This is a genomic window from Segatella copri, from assembly GCF_026015625.1.
In the GTDB taxonomy this organism is placed as follows: Bacteria; Bacteroidota; Bacteroidia; order Bacteroidales; family Bacteroidaceae; genus Prevotella; species Prevotella copri_H.
Genome location: NZ_JAPDVG010000001.1, coordinates 1,816,052 through 1,834,152 on the forward strand (window position 1 = coordinate 1,816,052; position 18,101 = coordinate 1,834,152).

Genomic DNA, 18,101 nt, shown 5'->3' on the forward strand with positions numbered 1-18,101 from the left:
GCATTTAGAAAAAAGAAGTTCATATGGTTAGTAAAAATATAATTGTAACACTATTCGTAACAGCAGCTGCGGCAGTACCTCAAACGGGGGCTGCCCAGAAAGCTGCTTACAACACTCCGGGAGCCGGCAACCCTATCCTGCCTGGTTATTTTGCCGACCCAACCATCAAGAAGTTTGGTGACACCTATTATATATATGCTACTACCGATGGTAGCGGAGCCGGTTTCGGACCGGCACAGCTCTGGTGTAGCAAGGATTTCAAGAACTGGACCCTGATGCCGATGAACTGGCCGGACAGCCACTGGATCTGGGCACCGGATGTAATGCAGAACGAAGCCGACGGCAAGTATTACTATCTCTACTGCCAGCCTTGCAAGCTCCATCTGGGTGTGGGCGATACACCTCGCGGTCCTTGGAAGAATGTGCTGGACGAGAGCGAAGCCGTGCTCGTACCGGATAGATTCGTAAAGAATGCCATCACCCTGGATGGTCAGACCTTCCGAGATGATGATGGTTCGGTCTATATGTATTGGGGCACCTGGGGCATCTACAAGGGCTTCGGTTGCGGAGCAGGCAAGCTGAATCCTGACATGAAATCATTCAGCGAAACCAAGCTCATCCCGAATACCGAGGTTACTCACTTCTTTGAGGCTCCTTTCGTCTTCAAGCGCAACGGCATCTACTACTTCCTCTACTCCTGCGAGCATTGCGAAGATGCCAGCTACCGCGTAGATTACGCTACAGCCAAGAGTCCGCTCGGTCCTTATACCTACCATGGCACTATCCTCAAGACCAATGCCGACGGAACCGTTCATGGTCCGGGACACAACAGCGTACTGCAGGAAGGCGACAACTACTACATCGTATATCATCGCCACGACAATCCACATTCCAACCGTGGATTCCATCGTCAGGTGGCAATCGATAAACTCGAATTCAATACAGACGGTACCATCAAGGAGGTCATTCCAACCCACGAAGGTCTCGATCTGAAACCGGAAATGAAGGTGGCAAAGAACCTCGCATTCGGCGCCAAGGTTACCGCCTCTTCCTACTACGACAACGATTTCCGTCCGGAATATGCGGTTGATGACAACAACGGCACACTCTGGCGCCCTCGCACCACCGGACCAGCCTGGATCCAGCTCGACCTGGGCAAGAAGCAGAGCATCAAGAGCATCTGGACTCAGTTTGAATACGGAACACAGTTCTATCAGTATCTCATCGAGACATCCAATGACGGCAAGCACTGGCAGACCTTCTCCGACAAGCGACAGAACCGTCTGGCAGGTTCGCCGATGGTAGATTTTGGAAATGCCAAGGCACAGTACATCCGCCTCACCTATACCGGCGGTCAGAAGAATGGTTTCGGTGGCGCCATCTGGAACATCAAGGTTTACGGTTCCGTAGAAGATTCAGCCCCACAGCAGTGGCTCGGTCTGACAGCAGCCGACTTCGATGGCACAATCTGGCATAACAACGAGGGAATGCTTGCCGGCAAGTTCTCGCTCCTTCAGGGCACCGCCCTCAGAGAGCGCATGGCAGGCAAAGATGCCATCACCCTGCAACCGGGTGCCCAGCTAGTGATGACTCATCCACAGCTCGGCAAGACACGCAAGCATACCCTCACCGCCCAAGCTTTCGACAACGGAAGCTGGCATCAGATAGATGAAAACGATCCTCGACTGAATCTTTCTGAAGGAAAACTGGAAATTAGTGCAGGCGAAAAGCAATTTACCCTCACCAATCTCCGTTATTATAACTGGGAACAGGAGGCGGCAGAAAAGGCTTTCGATGCCCAGAGCTGCATCGTGCGTGAGGCAGTAACCGACAAGAATAGTCAGGGACTGGTGGTAGATATCAGCGCTGACTACTACAACGAGGGCGATACCGTGCCTTACATCAAGAACGGCAGCCCGCTGAATATTCACCTCAAGGGCGAGTTCGAGACGCAGCACGATACAGCAGCCATCATCAAGACCATAGAGGGCAAAAAGGCATTCGCCTTTACCGGCAAGGAGAGTTACAGAAGCAACTTCATGCTCCCAGCCACTATCCGCGACAACGCTCCATATACCATCGAGGCATGGATTCTGAATCCGGAGATTGCCGAGAATGAATGCGTAGCCGATTTCACCTCTTCTCACGATGAACTGGAAAAGCTGATGCTGGTAAACGGCACAGAACCACGCTGCGGTGTGATGAACCACTACGGATGGTATGAGGATGCCGGCTACAAGGAGATGAAGACCCTGGAAGGCAAGTGGCAGCACGTATATGTCTGCTTCGATGGCAGAATCGAAAGCATCTACATCAACGACAAGCTCATCAGCCAGAAGGATATCCAGCTCCTCGTCAAGCCATCGCAGTTTATGCTTCTGGGCAAGAATGCCGAAGAGGCATGGCCTTTCTCAGGCTATCTGCACTCATTGAAACTCTGGGATGAATACATTCCTTACAAAAAATAAACTAGCAATACATGAAGAAGATTTTAGTAACATCAGCCTTGGCAGCATTGGCATTGATGCCTGCCTCGGCACAGAAAGTGAACAAGAGCTCGAGTGGTTATCCTATCACTCCGGTGCCTTTCACATCAGTAAAGGTTTGGAACAATACGTTCTGGGGACAGCGTATCGAGACCTCTCGCAAGGTAACCATCCCGCTGGCTTTCAGCAAATGCGAATCAGAGGGAAGATACAAGAACTTTGAACGCGCAGCTCATCCCAGCGACACCTATGATGTGGGCAAACTGATGCCCTACAGCTTCGACGACACCGACCCATACAAGACCATCGAGGGTGCCAGCTACGTGCTACAGACCTATCCAGACAAGAAACTCAAGGCTTATATCGATAGCGTGCTCGATATCATCGCTCCGGCTCAGGAGGCTGACGGATATCTCTATACCGCACGTACACAGAATCCGAAGCATCCTCATTTCTGGGCTGGCGACAAGCGCTGGAGCAAGGAAGAGGATCTGAGCCACGAGCTCTACAACCTCGGTCACATGGTAGAAGGTGCCGTGGCTCACTGGCAGGCTACAGGTAGCCGCAAGTTCCTCGACATCGCTATCCGCTATGCCGACTGCGTGGTTCGCGAAGTAGGTCCTAACCCAGGACAGGCTTGCGTGGTACCGGGACATCAGATTGCCGAAATGGCGCTCTGCAAGCTCTATCTCGCTACCGGCAACAAGAAATATCTCGAAGAGGCTAAGTTCTTCCTCGACTATCGTGGCAAGACATCTATCAAACAGGAATACTCTCAGAGCCACAAACCGGTTTTGGAACAGGACGAGGCTGTAGGTCATGCCGTTCGTGCCACCTATATGTATGCCGGCATGGCAGATGTAGCAGCCCTCACCGGCGATACTGCCTATATCCACGCCATCGACCGCATCTGGGACAACATCGTGAGCAAGAAGCTCTACATCACCGGAGGTATCGGAGCCACCAACAACGGCGAGGCTTTCGGCAAGAACTACGAGTTGCCTAACATGAGTGCCTACTGCGAAACCTGCGCAGCTATCGGTAATGTTTATGTCAACTACCGACTCTTCCTCCTCCATGGCGAAAGCAAGTATTATGATGTATTGGAGCGCACCCTCTACAATGGTCTCATCAGTGGTGTGAGCATGGACGGCGGCGGCTTCTTCTACCCTAACCCATTGGAGAGTATGGGTCAGCATCAGCGACAGGCTTGGTTCGGCTGTGCCTGCTGCCCTAGCAACATCTGCCGTTTCCTGCCATCCCTCCCGGGCTATGTATATGCCGTAAAGGATAAGAATGTATATGTCAACCTCTTCCTCAGCAACTCTTCTTCTCTGAAAGTAGCTGGCAAGAAGGTGGCTTTGAGTCAGGATACACAGTACCCTTGGAACGGCGACATCGCCATCAAGGTGGATGACAACAAGGCAGGTCAGTTCGGTATGAAGATCCGCATCCCGGGCTGGGTAAAGGGTCAGCCAGTACCATCAGACCTTTACTACTACAGCGACGGCAAGCGACTGGGCTATACCATCACCGTAAACGGAAAGAAGGTAGAGGCTAAGGTAACAGAGGATGGCTATTATACCATCAACCGCAAGTGGAAGAAGGGCGATGTGGTTCGCGTTCACTTCGATATGGAGGCACGCACCGTACGTGCCAACAACAAGGTAGAGGCAGACCGTGGCTGCATCAGCATCGAGCGTGGTCCTATCGTATATTGCGCAGAGTGGCCAGACAACCAGGGCTTCGATATCATGAGCATTCTGGAGAACCGCGAACCTCAGTTCGCTGAGGGCAAGCTCTCGTACGATGGTTTCATCGACCCAAAATATAAGAATGTACTGACACTCTACAAGGGTCAGAACATGGAGACCTTGACCGAGAATGTGCAGACTCTCGCCTACGACAAGAGCGGCAAGCTGAGTACCAAGGACCAGACCCTGACCCTCATCCCATACTTCGCCTGGGCTCATCGTGGCAACGGCAACATGAAGGTATGGTTGCCACAGGATGTCAAGGCAGCCAAGCCATCAGCTCCTGCAACTCTCGCCGCACAGGCTAAGGTAGAATTCTCTTCTCCAGTGCCAGCAAAGAGCAGCATTACCGACGGACTGGTTCCTGCCGATGAGAACGACCGTTCTATCCCATACATCCACTGGTGGCCAAAGAAGAACACCACAGAGTGGATTACCTACACCTTCCCTGAGAGCAAGGAAATCAAGACCAGCACCGTATATTGGTACGACGACCAGCCATGGGGCGGTTGCAAGGTGCCAGACAGCTGGAAGCTCTACTATCAGGACGAGGCAGGCAACTGGAAGGAAGTTCCAGGAGCCGATGCTTATCCATGCAAGCGAGGTGTAGCCTGCATCGTGAATTTCGACCCAGTGAAGACCAAGGCTGTGAAGCTCGAGCTGAAGCAGCCAGAAACCCATTCCTGCGGTCTTTTCGAGTGGAGCGTAAAATAAGAAAGCAAAAAGCTAAGAAACTAAGAAGAAAGCCAGCCCCCATTCCAAGCGATTCCATCGCTTGAACCCCACCAAGAGCTGGAGACCTTCCCTCAAAAAAAATGCCGAGCCATCTTTTTCAAGATGCGCCCGGCATTTTTTCATCCTTCTAATATCATTTTTCGAAAAATATCCGTATCTTTGCATTCGGAATTTTAAAATACAAAGAAAAATGAAAAAGGCAATATTCTCTTTGCTCCTTATGGCAGCGTCGGTCATCGGATCCAGTGCTCAGGGCAACGCAACAGCCCAGAACCCACAGGATGTGGATGTACTCTATGCCAAAAATCTCCTAGCTATAGGAACCGAGGCTCCAGCATTCCCTGCCCTGAAAAAGGGAACATGGACGGTATTGGACTTCTGGGCTACCTGGTGTCCTGACTGCCGCAGAGAGATTCCTACCGTCAAGGAGATGTATCAGAAGTACGGCACTCGTGTTAAGTTTATCGGCATATCAATGGATACCGACAAGCAGAAGCTCAACAACTACACTCAGGCAAACGGTGTGGAATGGAAGCAGTACAGCGAGTTCAAGAAGTGGAAAGAAACCCAGATTTCCAAGGATTACAAGATTTCATGGCTCCCTACCATGTATCTCATCAACCCAGAGGGCAAGGTAGTTTATACCACCATACTCGCTGAGCGCATAGCAAAGAAGCTGGCGGAAATCTTCCCAAAGAAGTAAAGTCATAAGAATCTGGTATACAGAAAAAGTTTGAGGCACAGTTTCAATGCGTCAAGCTTTTTTATGAGAGGGTGTGTCACAAGTCCATGATGCGCCCTCGATGAGTTTACTACCTAGAACTGTTTCTATTCGAGCAATGCTATGTCGTGGTGCTCAGTGCTGTTCTCTGTTAATACGTACTGAATCATAAAGCGTTCATTATTTGTAATTGTATTCTTCCGTCCCTTTAGGACTGGAACATCATCCTTTAGTAATTTTATTTACAGAAGTGCATTCTTACTCATCTATAGTATCGTCAATTAGTTATATCTTGTTAAAGAATCATCAAACACGACATCTTTCTCAAAATAAATCATTATATTTGCATTAAAATCAATAAATTGATGAAATGGAAGATTTAAATCAATTGAAATTGGTCTTAGTCAAAAACAAAAAGACCAACAAATGGTTGGCAGAACAATTGGGGGTAAACCAAACTACTGTCTCTAAGTGGTGTACAAACACCACACAACCAGACTTGCTGACTCTGAAAAAGATTTCAGAGTTATTAAACGTGAGTGTCAGTGAAATTATTAATTTCGACTAAATTAGAAGAATATGGGCAATTCTAACTTTAATGAAAATACAAGAGTACAAGTTCCAGCAGCACTTCATCTATGCAAATTGGGATATATATACTTGGACAACATCTGTGCTTATGACACAAAAACAAACATTTTGATAGACGTTTTTCTCAATGCAGTAAAACGTCTAAATCCCAATATGTCCAGTTCTGATGCATCCATGCTATTTTCAAAGATTGTCAACATGTCAAACAATGATGATTTAGGACGAGAATTCTACCAATTGCTATCTGCCAATAGCGGCATCAAACTAATTGATTTTGAGAATCCCGACAATAATGATTGGCATGTTACTACAGAATTCACATGTGAGAATGAAGACACAGAGGATGAATTTCGCCCAGACATCACTTGCTTCGTAAACGGACTTCCACTTGCTTTTATAGAGGTTAAAAAGCCAAACAACCATGAAGGAATATTGGCAGAAAGAGAACGAATAAACAAAAGGATGAGCAAATCATGCTTTCGCCGTTTCTTCAATCTTACTCAATTGATGATATTCTCCAACAACCAAGAATACGATAATGAGAGCAGAGTACCTATCCAAGGTGCATTCTATTGCTGTACAGCAAAGACAAAAGCGTTCTTCAACGTCTTTCGCGAGGAAGATAAGCAATATGTAAGTAGTTATCCATATAAAGATCTTGATGACGATACAGAATACAAAGTACTAAAGCATCGTAACTGTATTGTAATCAAGAACCTACAAGAGTATCAGACCAACAAAGCTATTGATACCCCAACTAATCGCATATTAACTTCTATGTTAAGCAAGGAACGCTTTCTTTTCTTACTTCGCTATGGATTTGCCTATGTTGAGCGAAAGATAGAGCTTGACGACAACACACAAGGAACCGAACTTCAAAAGCATGTCATGCGCTATCAGCAATTGTTTGCTTCATTCGCCATACGCAGAACTCTAACAAATGGAGTGAAAAGCGGCATTATATGGCATACACAAGGAAGTGGAAAAACGGCACTTGCATATTACAGCGTTAAAAGTCTCACCGACTATTTCGCCAAACGTGATGTTGTAGCTAAATTCTACTTTATAGTTGATAGAATTGATTTGATGGAACAAGCCACAGACGAATTTGCGGCTCGTGGTCTTGTCGTTCATAACGCTAAGAGCCGTGATGAGTTGATGAAAGACATATCCAGTCGTTCCATAACCCATAACAATGAGGGAAAATTAGAGATAATGGTTGTCAACATCCAAAAATTCAAAGAAGATAAGACAAAAGTCAATGTCGATGATAGCTACAGCACCCAGCTGCAGCGTATTTTCTTCATTGACGAGGCTCATCGTGGCTATAATCCACAAGGTAGCTTCTTGGCTAATCTCTTGGAAGCCGACAAGAATGCGGTTAAGATTGCTCTAACGGGAACACCATTATTAAAAGAAGAGCGAGAGTCTTGGAGAGTCTTTGGTGATTACATACATACCTATTATTATGACAAGTCTATTGCAGATGGTTACACATGCAAGCTGATGCGTGAACCTGTGGAAACTATCTACAAGGAGAAAATTGAAAATATTCTCGACAAATTAGCAGGAGATATTCAGGTCAAAAAATCCGATATTGACAGAAATAAGATAATTGAGGATGATAGTTATCTGAATGCGCTACTCGACTATATCATTTCCGACTTCCGTAGATTCCGCAAAGAGCAAAACGACTACTCCGTTGGTGCAATGATTGTCTGCAAGACCAATCCACAAGCCAGAGAGCTATATCGTCTTTGGCAAGAACGATTTGGATTCGCATTAAAAATCAACAAGCAAAATGAAGAGATGCTTGGCATAGCTGCAGACCCTATGCAATTCCGCAACGACTACAAGCCTCTTTCCGCATCCTTGATTTTACATGATGAAGGCGACAAGGAAGAACGTAAAGAATATATTGAGGGATTCAAAAAACTACAAGAAGTAGATGTCCTCATTGTTAACAAGATGTTGCTTACAGGATTCGATGCACCAAGATTAAAAAAGCTCTATCTTGGCCGTTCATTAGACGGTCATGACTTGTTGCAAGCACTGACACGTGTCAATCGACCATATAGAGACTTCAAATATGGATATGTCGTTGACTTCGTCAACATCAAAGAGAATTTCGATGCAACAAACGATCGCTATCTGAGAGAATTAAATCGTACAACTGATGACTCAGGGAATACTCGTACCAGAAACATTGGTAATGAGATATTGGTAAGCAAGGATGAAGTGGAATCAAAAATCAAGCAAGTAAAGAATGTCCTCTTCAACTTTACAACTGACAATATGGAAGAGTTCCGAAAGGAGATAGACGAAATTGACAACAAGGATAGCTTGTATGAATTGCGCAACACACTATCTGAAGCAAAAGCTATAGTCAACCAAGTGCGCTCATTTGGCGATGAAGAGACCAAGAAGAAGTTGGAATCATTGCCTATGGGAACCATTTCTACTCTCATAACAGAGGTGAGTCATCGCATCGAACGCATTAACTTGTTAGAAAACACTGAACACAAGTCTGATGTAGCAGGTATTATCAACGTTGCATTGTCTGAATTGGAATTTGAATTTAAGAAAGGTGTCTCTGAGGAATTGCGTATTATTGTGAACGACATTCGTGAACGATGCGAACGTGTACAAGCAGAGTTTGAAGCAAACTTCGATACAAAAGAAGAAAAATACGTTATTCTCGCAGACGAGTTTCGAGAGTATTTTCGCAAGAAAGGTTTTGTGCCACAAAGCACAGAAGAGGCTAAAGCCAGTATTCAATACATGGACGAAGTGATGAAGAAAATACGTGAAATCAACCGTCGCAATAATATGCTAAAAAGAAAATATAAAGGTGACGAACGATTTGTACGTATCCACAAACGTATAGAAGAGCAAAACAAGAAACGTGAACGTCCTATCATTTCTGCCCAAGAATACGAAATAGCAGAGAATCTCTCCAAGATGAAAGATGGTATAGATAGAATGCTATATCTTGACATCAACATTCTTGACAACGAGCCAGCTTTCCAAAAAGATGTATTGGCAATCATTGGCAAAGAACTGCTTAGTATGAATATTCGAGCAGACATCAAGGACAGAAAATATATTAACAATCTGATTACATCAGAATATTTACAACAACATAATTACGCATATTAACGAGCATGAGCAATATCAATATATCAGAGGCAACCATAGCCCTCATCGACTCACTGAAAAGTACTACTGGTGCTTTCGGTTTGGCAGGAACAGGTAGCGAGTATAAAATCGTCACAGAAATGTTCCTTTATAAGTTTTTCAATGACAAATTTGGTTACGAGGCTAAACGTGACCAAATATATGGAGAACGTTTGTCCAAGGCAGAGAAATGGGATGCAGAATATGACAAATTCACAGAAGAAGAAGTTGAAGATCTTTTCAGCTACTTGCCAGCTTCAGTTCCTCTTTTGAAACCGGAGCACACACTCTCACACTTGTATAACTCTGCGACAAAAGGAGATTTCTCGACTATACTCGATGCGACATTAGTAGATATAGCCTCTCTTAATGCTGATACATTCTCTGTAACGACTTCAGGAAAGAGCAAAGTTAATATATTCTTTCCACTGACAACTTTTGTAACTGACACGCAGAAACGTGACGAGTTTGCAAAGTCATTGATGCGTAACGTGGCATCTTTCAATTTTGAGGATGTATTCGATGAAAAGTATGATTTCTTCTCTCGCATTTTTGAGCACTTACTAAAAGGCTTCAACAATGCAGGTGGTGGAAAGTATGCCGAATACTACACACCTCGTGCCATAGCACAAGTCATGGCTCGTCTATTAGTTGGCGACAATTCGGACTTGCGTGGTATGACTTGTTACGATCCATCAGCGGGTACAGGAACTTTACTTATGGCACTTGCCCATCAAATCGGTGAAGATAGATGTTCTATTTTCTCACAAGACATCTCTGAAAAGTCCTCAGAGATGCTTCGCCTCAATCTCATCCTCAACAACTTTGCGGCATCTTTACCAAATGTTGTACAAGGAAACACACTCACAGAGCCGTCTCACAAAGAGAACAATGGTACGTTAAAGAAGTTTGATTTCATCGTCAGCAATCCTCCTTTCAAGCTTGATTTTCCTGAGTATCGAGACACATTGGCATCCGACACCATTCGTTTTTGGGCAGGTGTGCCAAATTCTGTGAAGAAAGTAGATCCGATGAAACCAAAGATGGCTATATACACCTGCTTTATCCAGCATGTACTCAACTCTCTAAAAACTACAGGAAAAGCAGCTATTGTTATTCCAACAGGATTCATCACCTCCAAGAGTGGTGTAGAAAAACGAATCTTACAGCGTATCGTTGACGAGAAATGGGTTTATGGCGTTGTTTCCATGCCAAGCAATGTCTTTGCGACAACAGGTACTAATGTATCTGTCATCTTCTTTGATAAGTCTGCAAGTTCAGACAAGGTTATCTTAATTGATGCCAGCAAACTTGGTGAAGAATACAAAGAGGGAAACAATCAGAAAAGACGCTTACGTGACTTTGAGATAGACAAGATTGTCAATACATTCCAAAACAAGGAAACTGTAGATGATTTTTCTGTTTCAGTAACTTATGATGAAATAAAGGAAAAAGGTTACAGCCTCTCTGCAGGTCAATATTTCGATATCAAGATTGATTATGTTGACATTACAGAGGAGGAGTTTAATAAGCGAATGAGCAATTATAAGAGTACTCTTGTACAACAATTTGAGGAAAGCCATCGTTTAGAGAAAGAGATTCTGGAGCAATTGGGTAACCTTAGCTTCAATAGTCAAATTGGAAAAGAATAACATTATGAATGAGACAACAAAACAGAACAACGGATTGTTGCCTAATGGCTATGACCTATGGCGCAAAGACATTGAGGCATTGATTGACACAGCAAAACTGCAAACAGCAATCAATGTAAATCAAGGTATGTTGTCGCTGTACTGGAGTATTGGCAAGCAAATTCTTGACAAACAGGAGAAACTGGGTTGGGGAAAGCAGATCATTTCCCAATTATCAAAAGATTTAAGCTTATGCTACCCTGGTGACAGAGGATACTCAGAGCGCAATCTACGAAATATGAAAAGATTTGCCTCAGAATACCCAGACTTTCCTTTTTTACAAGTGCCACTTGCAAAATTTAAGGAATCAACAATTTGGCAAGTGGCACTTGCCAAATTAGAAAAAGCCAACAAAGAATTTGTGCAAGTGCCACTTGCACAAATTACCTGGTATCACCATATTTCGCTTCTTTCAAAAGTGAAAGACGATACGGAGCGCGCCTATTATATTACAGAAACGGCACAAAATGGCTGGAGCCGTGATGTCATGCTCATGCAGATTGACAATGGTTACATCTATGCAAAAGGGCATGCTATCAACAACTTTGAACAGACATTACCTCCACCACAATCTGATTTAGCAAAGTACATTTTCAAGGATCCGTATAATTTTAGTTTCTTGGGGACGGTTGCCCTACAGAATGAACTCGATATAGAGAAGTCCTTGACTAGTAAGATAACAGACTTTCTACTTGAGATGGGGCGTGGCTTTGCATATATAGGTAGGCAATATCACATTACCGTTGATGGTGATGATTACTACATAGACTTGTTGATGTACCATCTAAAGCTCCATTGCTACGTAGTTGTAGAATTGAAAGCCGTAGAGTTTAAGCCAGAATTTGTCAGCAAACTCAACTTCTACATCTCAGCTGTAGATGATTCTGTCAAGTCGCCAGAAGACAAGCCAACTATCGGTCTTCTCCTCTGCCGTAGTAAAAGTGACAAGAAAGCAGAATTCTCACTTCGTGGAATTACCCAACCAATGGGCATTGCCCAATATGAGACAGAGAAACTGTTTGCTGATGTTGCTTCTGCACTGCCACAAATAGAAGAGTTAGAAAGAAATATTGATAACGTATAACAAGAATATAATGGAATATAAAACATACAAACTTGGCACCTGCTTTTCTTTAATAGAAAATGGCGCTATCATCAAACAAAGAAAAGAAGCCAAAGGTTTCCCTATAACTCGCATAGAAACCTTATCTCATGGCAAATTTAATCGTGACAAGTTAGGCCATGCTGACATTTTCGACACAACACCTTACAAACGATATATCTTAGAAGACAAGGACTTGATTATGTCACACATCAATAGCCGTGCCTTTCTTGGAAGAACCGTGCTTTATAGAAAGAAAGGAAATGAACAAATTATTCATGGAATGAATGTCTTGAGGATTAAGACGAATGAACAATTTTTAGATCCTGTTTTTGCATCTTATTTATTCAAAACATCACATTTCAAAAAAGCAATTGATAGCATTCGTAAAGATGCCATCAACCAGTCTAGTATAAACATATTTGACATATGCAACATACAAATAAGCCTTCCTTCAATTACAGAGCAGAGAAAAATTTCTCATGCCCTGCAACTGATTGATAAAAAAATTGAAACTAATCATCTGATAAATGATAATTTACCGTTGCCTGACCATTCATTAAGAGAGGCAAGAGTTCGTCGCGCTGCTTAGTAAGTTTTAATATCTCTTGTTGGTTAGAATATATTAAATCTTGTAATTCATTAACTATATGACAAAACTGATTGATATGTTTTTCCGACATAGGAAAGTACAAATGTTTTAATGCCTCATGTGTTATCAGAGGTTGGGATGACCCTCCTTTATTTTTTGACAAGTTGTATAATTTCAATGAATAAAATAAGAAAGGTTGCCAATCATCATTTTTAGAACATATAGATATCGCATTGTCACTCACCCAACAAGGAACTTTACTATAATGTATGCTTCCACAATTTGCACCAACACGACCAATTATTATGCAAGCTGGATAATTGCTTATCTCTACCATTTTAACTATACCATTACCACCATATGCAGGAACCAATCCTTCATTTTGTGGCATTGTTTGCCCATTACCTATGGTAAACAAATCAGTATAGTTTGATGCCATCCACTCTTTCGGTATCTCACGTTTCAACTTATCATTCCACACCATAGCTCCACCACTCGATTTATACGGCTTGCCCTCCTCATTAGGAAAGTCAAACTGCACGAACCAGTAGTCGTAGAGCTGCTTTGCCATCGCCTCTAAATTATCATTTATCTGACAATTGAGTTTAATTTTGGCATCAAGTTTTTGAAGAACAGAAGCTATACGCTTTTGTTCTTCGATTTTTGGCAACATAACTTTTATGCCATAGTAACTATCAAAAGTCATGCTTGGGACACCAGTACCAGAATCCAAGCGGCTCAAATCCAATAGTTTCAAGTATCGATACAAGAAATATGGATTAGCTAGTTCTTCATTCACAACGGTATAATATAATGTATCAACTGTCCAAAAAGGAACATCGCAATACTGAATATTATCCAAAGACCCTTTACGAGGTAACAATATACTTGGTTTATCATAAAGATACTCGTTTACAAAGCGCATAACTCCCCCACTACCAAATACAGGATATTCCCCATCTGGCAGTTCCTTATGATCTTTACCATTCTTTATCTCTAATAATTGAGACAACTTATATTCTTTCATATTCTGCTACAATTTAGATTACAAAGATAATCAAAATCAAGCAGGATATCGATTTTCTAAACCTTAATTAAGATATTTTCGATGTGCCATCTTCACATTTGCCTGATTTACCATTGCATAATGCAAGGTCGTGTCTATTTTTACATGTCCAAGTAACTTTTGTACTTGCTCTATTGGCATACCCTTATCTATGGCCATGGTGGCCAATGTTCTTCTAAACTTGTGGGGATGAACCTTGCTAAGAGAAGCTCGCTTTCCTAAATTGCGCAAGCGAACTTCTACGCCACTGATCGTAAGACGAGTATGCGGCTTGGCAAGACTTACAAACAAAGCAGGATTGTCATCAGTTCGCTCATCTAAGTATTTCTTTAGGTGAATCTTAGTTCGAGCATTGAAATAAACTTCTCGCTCTTTGTTTCCTTTACCAAACACAACACATTGACGTTCGTGAAAATCAATATCCTCACGATTCATCTTTACCAACTCACCAACACGCATACCTGTACTGGCAAGCAAATCTATCATAGCGATGTCACGCAATTCTTGGCAACTATCACGTAGTATTTCCATACTTTCATCTGAAAGCACCTCCTTTACCAAAGTATCAGTACGAACCTTATGTATTCTTCGCACAGGACTTTTCACGATATAGTCCTCATCCTCCAACCATGAGAAGAAGCTGGAAAATATGCGTCGCAAATTATCGATCGTCACCTTGCTAAGGTGATGATTTTCTTGTTGTTCAGCAAGATAGCATCGAATATCATTAGTCGTTATTTCCTGCACTTTTTTGCTTACTGCCGCCATCAACTTCTCTATAGAAGACTTATAATAGTGAATCGTCTTGTCAGAGCATCCCTCTATTTTCTTTGCAGAAATGAACACATCAAGCAACTCCGCATTCTCCTTTTCACGGTTTTCACCATCAGACAACTTCAGGCAAACATCAAAATTCTCCAAAGCCACTTCCATTGTGTCATGCAATAGCTTCAAGTGCTCCTCAGACAATACACTACGCATACCATCTAATACATTTTTTATCAATTCTTTCTTCATAATTTTATTTCTTGTTTCTACATATAATATAAGGTAATAGACGGATTATTGCAATAAATGATAATTTACCGTTGCCTGACCATTCATCAGGAGAGGCAAGAGTTCGTCTCGCTGCTTAGTTAGAGCTGCAATTTCTTTTGTAAGAGCAAGCTGTTTGTCTGCTATTCCATTTTGTAATTCTATCCATTGCACATAGATGTTTTTTGCACCAATAGTAAGAATTGGAAACTTGCAGAGATCATCCCTTGAAACTTCTTTGAAAGTCGTACCTGTTCCTAATTGTTCTATTTGTTTGATATGGTGGTTTATGTAGTAGTATAAATATATAGAATCACTTATACTCTTAGGAATAAAGCTCTTGAAACCTTGATTTGTACAGACTTCATGCTTTGCAATAGAAACTAGACCGATTGGAGCACGACTTGACATAAGTACAGAATTTGTTGGCAGTATACTTGTACTACAAGAATCAAAACCTTGCTTTGTTATATTGCGTTCACCTTGATACACAAACTTTGATTGTTGGTCAGACAAATCCTTTTGAGTTATCCAAACTATATCACCACCATAATTTGCTTCGACGGCTGTTGAAGGTGTCGCACCATTCTTTATTTCTGCAAAATCGATTAGATTTTCAACTTCCCAACCAATAGGAATTTCTCTTTTGAGGCGTTCATTATAGGTCATAGCTCCGCCACTTGATTTATACGGCTTGCCATCCTCATTCGGGAAGTCAAACTGTACAAACCAATAGTCGTAGAGTTGCTTTGCCATCGCCTCTAAATTATCATTTATGAATTAGAAAGATTAAGCCAGATACTTTAAAGAAAATTAGGGTTCCACAATTTGCTTCTTTTTAAATATTTTTCTTTCAAGAATTGCCATATTGCCATATCAGCTAGTAATCTCTCTGATTACAAAGCTGTTAGGTGTATGGCAATTCTTTATTTTTAGGGGTTATCTGCCATATTCGGGCGTTTTTGAGGCATTTTTTGAGAAAAACACAGAAAGTATTGAGCAAAAAAGCATTTTTTCGGTTCAATGCTTGGGGATTTCAATCTTTTTTCGTAACTTCGCCATCGATGCGGAAGAAATTACGTCCCGACGTAGCATCTGATACATCGCGACGTAACAACAACTGCGTCACGACGCAGCATCAGATACGTCGCGACGCAGTTTCAGATACATCCTGGCTTAGCAAGTAATGCTTTCCGAAGTCCAAGTGAGCCTCTTTTGAACCCCCAAGTAAGCCTACTCAAACATTACGTAAGCCTCACTCGAAAAAGAAATAACTTTAATAACAGGACAGATGAAAATAACAGTCATCAGAACCAACCGGCAACACCAGCTTTGCGTTACCAACAGAAGTATCGGACACCTTTTGGAGCGTATGCTCAAAGATGATTCCAAGTTTACCATCCAGAAATTCAGAGATATGGTTCCTTCCATGAATTTCGGTTACGATGGGTATAAAGACATGCCCACCTGGCACCGGGTATACCCTGCCGCCGAGTTTCAGAAAGATGAGAACGGGAATCTCAGGATGAAGGCATTCAACGGCCTCTTGCTCCTATCGTTCAGGAATATACTGAAACCTGAAGACGTCCAGCTCGTGAAGAAACAAGCTGCCTTTCTCCCCTCCACCCTCATTGCCGTGACCGGAGCCGATGGCAGAAGCGTGGAAATACTGGTGAAATTCTCCGATGAAAAGGGTGAACTGCCTACAGATGAAGAACATGCCGACCGACTCTACCAAAGTGCATACCGACACATCCTGCCCATCTACCAGTCTGTCATCCATGCCGAGATAGCCAGCCAAAAGCCTTCGATAAGAAGCTATTTCCTCCTTACGCTCGATACCCAACCCTATTATAATCCTCAGGCTGTCGCCTTGAAAGTAGACGAGAAACTGATGCTTCAGGAACCAACCCCATCCATACCTGAGGCTAAAAGCGACCCGACTGACAAGAAAGAAAAAGGCATGAAAGGCTCGAAAGAGAACATCGAGAAGATGATGAAATATCTGAACGAGAAGTATGACCTGAGATACAACATGGTGATGAAATATACCGAATATGTACCGAAGGACAAGGAATGGATTGGATTTCAAGCCGTGGAACCGAGAGTACAGAAGAGTCTGACACTAGAAGTGCAACTGGCAGGTATCAACGTCAGCATCAAGGACGTTAGAAATTTCCTGGAATCCAATTTCATCAAGAACTATAATCCCGTAGAGGAATTTCTGTTCATCTGTTATGACAACTGGGACGGCAAGGACCATATACGTGCCTTGGCACGTACCGTGCCTACCAACAACCCGCACTGGGAAGACTGGTTCTACACCTGGTTTCTAGCCATGGTGGAGCAATGGCACAACCGCACCGGCAGACAGTATGGCAACAGCGTGGCTCCCCTGCTCATATCCAAACAGGGCTACAACAAGAGTACTTTCTGCCGCCGTCTGATTCCACCCCAGCTGCAATGGGGCTACACCGATAATCTGATTCTCTCTGAGAAGAGACAGGTGTTGCAGGCTATGAGCCAGTGCCTACTTATCAATCTGGATGAATTCAACCAGATTTCAGCCAAGGTACAACAGGGATTCCTGAAAAATCTCATCCAGTTGCCAAACGTGAAATACAAGCCACCCTATGGCAGCCATGTACAGGAGTTCCCCCGCACCGCCTCCTTCATCGCCACAAGCAATATGGACGACATCCTGACCGATCCTTCCGGCAACCGCCGATTCATCGGTATCGAACTGACGGGTCCTATTGATGTAAGCGTGCGCCCCAACTATCAGCAACTCTTTGCCCAAGCAGAAAAGGCAATCTGGAATGGAGAAAAGACCTATTTTGATGCAGAACAGACGGCTCTCATCATGGAGAACAACAGGCGATACCAGCAAATAGATCCAGTCATGCAATGCTTCAGCGAGAGTTTTACGCCAACAGAAGACGAAAATGAGGGTACTTTCATGACTGCCGCCGCCATTTTTAGCGAGTTAAAGGCGAAATATGGGGCATCATTGGAAGCAAAAAGCCTTCTTTCGTTCGGTCGATGCCTGAAGAACATCGATGGACTAAAGAGGAAAAGAACGATGAAAGGTACTGAGTATCTGGTTATTAGGCGAAAATAGCATTAAATTCTCACTATAACAATATATGGC

12 protein-coding genes are annotated in these 18,101 nt (G+C 43.2%); 9 read left to right on the plus strand and 3 right to left on the minus strand.

All coding sequences use genetic code 11. The features are described 5' to 3' along the window. Window positions 1–23: 23 nt before the first annotated feature. The 8 genes from ONT19_RS08005 to ONT19_RS08040 all read left to right on the plus strand — a co-directional run bounded on the left by ONT19_RS08005 (window position 24) and on the right by ONT19_RS08040 (window position 12,849). A complete protein-coding gene (locus ONT19_RS08005; protein ID WP_264952772.1) occupies window positions 24–2,468 on the plus strand; it encodes a family 43 glycosylhydrolase in 2,445 nt (814 codons plus the stop codon). Window positions 2,469–2,479: 11 nt separating this feature from the next. Next, on the plus strand, window positions 2,480–4,954 hold the full coding sequence (locus ONT19_RS08010) for a glycoside hydrolase family 127 protein (RefSeq protein WP_264952771.1): 2,475 nt from the start codon (window positions 2,480–2,482) through the stop codon (window positions 4,952–4,954). Window positions 4,955–5,165: 211 nt separating this feature from the next. Next, window positions 5,166–5,678, plus strand: a complete 513-nt coding sequence (locus ONT19_RS08015; protein ID WP_264952768.1) for a TlpA family protein disulfide reductase — start codon at window positions 5,166–5,168, stop codon at window positions 5,676–5,678. 388 nt (window positions 5,679–6,066) lie between these two features. Then, the gene (locus tag ONT19_RS08020) at window positions 6,067–6,264 is read left to right on the plus strand and encodes a helix-turn-helix transcriptional regulator (RefSeq protein WP_119228285.1); all 198 of its coding nucleotides are present in this window, start codon (window positions 6,067–6,069) and stop codon (window positions 6,262–6,264) included. Window positions 6,265–6,275: 11 nt separating this feature from the next. Beyond that, the gene (locus tag ONT19_RS08025; RefSeq protein ID WP_153083473.1) at window positions 6,276–9,446 is read left to right on the plus strand and encodes an HsdR family type I site-specific deoxyribonuclease; all 3,171 of its coding nucleotides are present in this window, start codon (window positions 6,276–6,278) and stop codon (window positions 9,444–9,446) included. A 5-nt stretch (window positions 9,447–9,451) separates the two neighbouring features. Next, window positions 9,452–11,116 (plus strand): HsdM family class I SAM-dependent methyltransferase, encoded by a 1,665-nt coding sequence (locus tag ONT19_RS08030; RefSeq protein WP_153083474.1) that lies wholly within the window; start codon window positions 9,452–9,454, stop codon window positions 11,114–11,116. A gap of 4 nt (window positions 11,117–11,120) precedes the next feature. After that, window positions 11,121–12,239 (plus strand): PDDEXK nuclease domain-containing protein, encoded by a 1,119-nt coding sequence (locus ONT19_RS08035; RefSeq protein ID WP_153083475.1) that lies wholly within the window; start codon window positions 11,121–11,123, stop codon window positions 12,237–12,239. 10 nt (window positions 12,240–12,249) lie between these two features. Further along, the gene (locus tag ONT19_RS08040) at window positions 12,250–12,849 is read left to right on the plus strand and encodes a restriction endonuclease subunit S (protein WP_217759420.1); all 600 of its coding nucleotides are present in this window, start codon (window positions 12,250–12,252) and stop codon (window positions 12,847–12,849) included. Here the strand turns inward: ONT19_RS08040 and ONT19_RS08045 are convergent. The 3 genes from ONT19_RS08045 to ONT19_RS08055 form a co-directional block, all read right to left on the minus strand. Beyond that, window positions 12,773–13,876, minus strand: coding sequence for a restriction endonuclease subunit S (locus tag ONT19_RS08045; protein WP_264952767.1), 1,104 nt, complete (start codon window positions 13,874–13,876; stop codon window positions 12,773–12,775). The genes ONT19_RS08040 and ONT19_RS08045 overlap by 77 nt on opposite strands. 63 nt (window positions 13,877–13,939) lie before the next feature. Continuing rightward, window positions 13,940–14,932 carry a site-specific tyrosine recombinase/integron integrase gene (gene xerA / locus ONT19_RS08050; RefSeq protein ID WP_228114619.1) on the minus strand — a complete coding sequence of 331 codons (993 nt, stop codon included), beginning with the start codon at window positions 14,930–14,932 and terminating at the stop codon, window positions 13,940–13,942. Window positions 14,933–14,977: 45 nt separating this feature from the next. Then, window positions 14,978–15,706 (minus strand): restriction endonuclease subunit S, encoded by a 729-nt coding sequence (locus tag ONT19_RS08055; protein ID WP_264952766.1) that lies wholly within the window; start codon window positions 15,704–15,706, stop codon window positions 14,978–14,980. Between the two features lie 535 nt (window positions 15,707–16,241). Here ONT19_RS08055 and ONT19_RS08060 point away from each other — a divergent pair. Further along, the gene (locus ONT19_RS08060; protein ID WP_228114621.1) at window positions 16,242–18,071 is read left to right on the plus strand and encodes a VapE domain-containing protein; all 1,830 of its coding nucleotides are present in this window, start codon (window positions 16,242–16,244) and stop codon (window positions 18,069–18,071) included. Window positions 18,072–18,101: the final 30 nt, after the last annotated feature.

Bases quoted from the DNA above. Each gene is read 5' to 3' on its own strand.
- ONT19_RS08005 (WP_264952772.1), top strand. From the start codon at position 24: ATGGTTAGTAAAAATATAATTGTAACACTATTCGTAACAGCAGCTGCG.
- ONT19_RS08010 (WP_264952771.1), top strand. From the start codon at position 2,480: ATGAAGAAGATTTTAGTAACATCAGCCTTGGCAGCATTGGCATTGATG.
- ONT19_RS08015 (WP_264952768.1), top strand. From the start codon at position 5,166: ATGAAAAAGGCAATATTCTCTTTGCTCCTTATGGCAGCGTCGGTCATC.
- ONT19_RS08020 (WP_119228285.1), top strand. From the start codon at position 6,067: ATGGAAGATTTAAATCAATTGAAATTGGTCTTAGTCAAAAACAAAAAG.
- ONT19_RS08025 (WP_153083473.1), top strand. From the start codon at position 6,276: ATGGGCAATTCTAACTTTAATGAAAATACAAGAGTACAAGTTCCAGCA.
- ONT19_RS08030 (WP_153083474.1), top strand. From the start codon at position 9,452: ATGAGCAATATCAATATATCAGAGGCAACCATAGCCCTCATCGACTCA.
- ONT19_RS08035 (WP_153083475.1), top strand. From the start codon at position 11,121: ATGAATGAGACAACAAAACAGAACAACGGATTGTTGCCTAATGGCTAT.
- ONT19_RS08040 (WP_217759420.1), top strand. From the start codon at position 12,250: ATGGAATATAAAACATACAAACTTGGCACCTGCTTTTCTTTAATAGAA.
- ONT19_RS08045 (WP_264952767.1), bottom strand. From the start codon at position 13,876: ATGAAAGAATATAAGTTGTCTCAATTATTAGAGATAAAGAATGGTAAA.
- xerA (WP_228114619.1), bottom strand. From the start codon at position 14,932: ATGAAGAAAGAATTGATAAAAAATGTATTAGATGGTATGCGTAGTGTA.
- ONT19_RS08055 (WP_264952766.1), bottom strand. From the start codon at position 15,706: ATGGCAAAGCAACTCTACGACTATTGGTTTGTACAGTTTGACTTCCCG.
- ONT19_RS08060 (WP_228114621.1), top strand. From the start codon at position 16,242: ATGAAAATAACAGTCATCAGAACCAACCGGCAACACCAGCTTTGCGTT.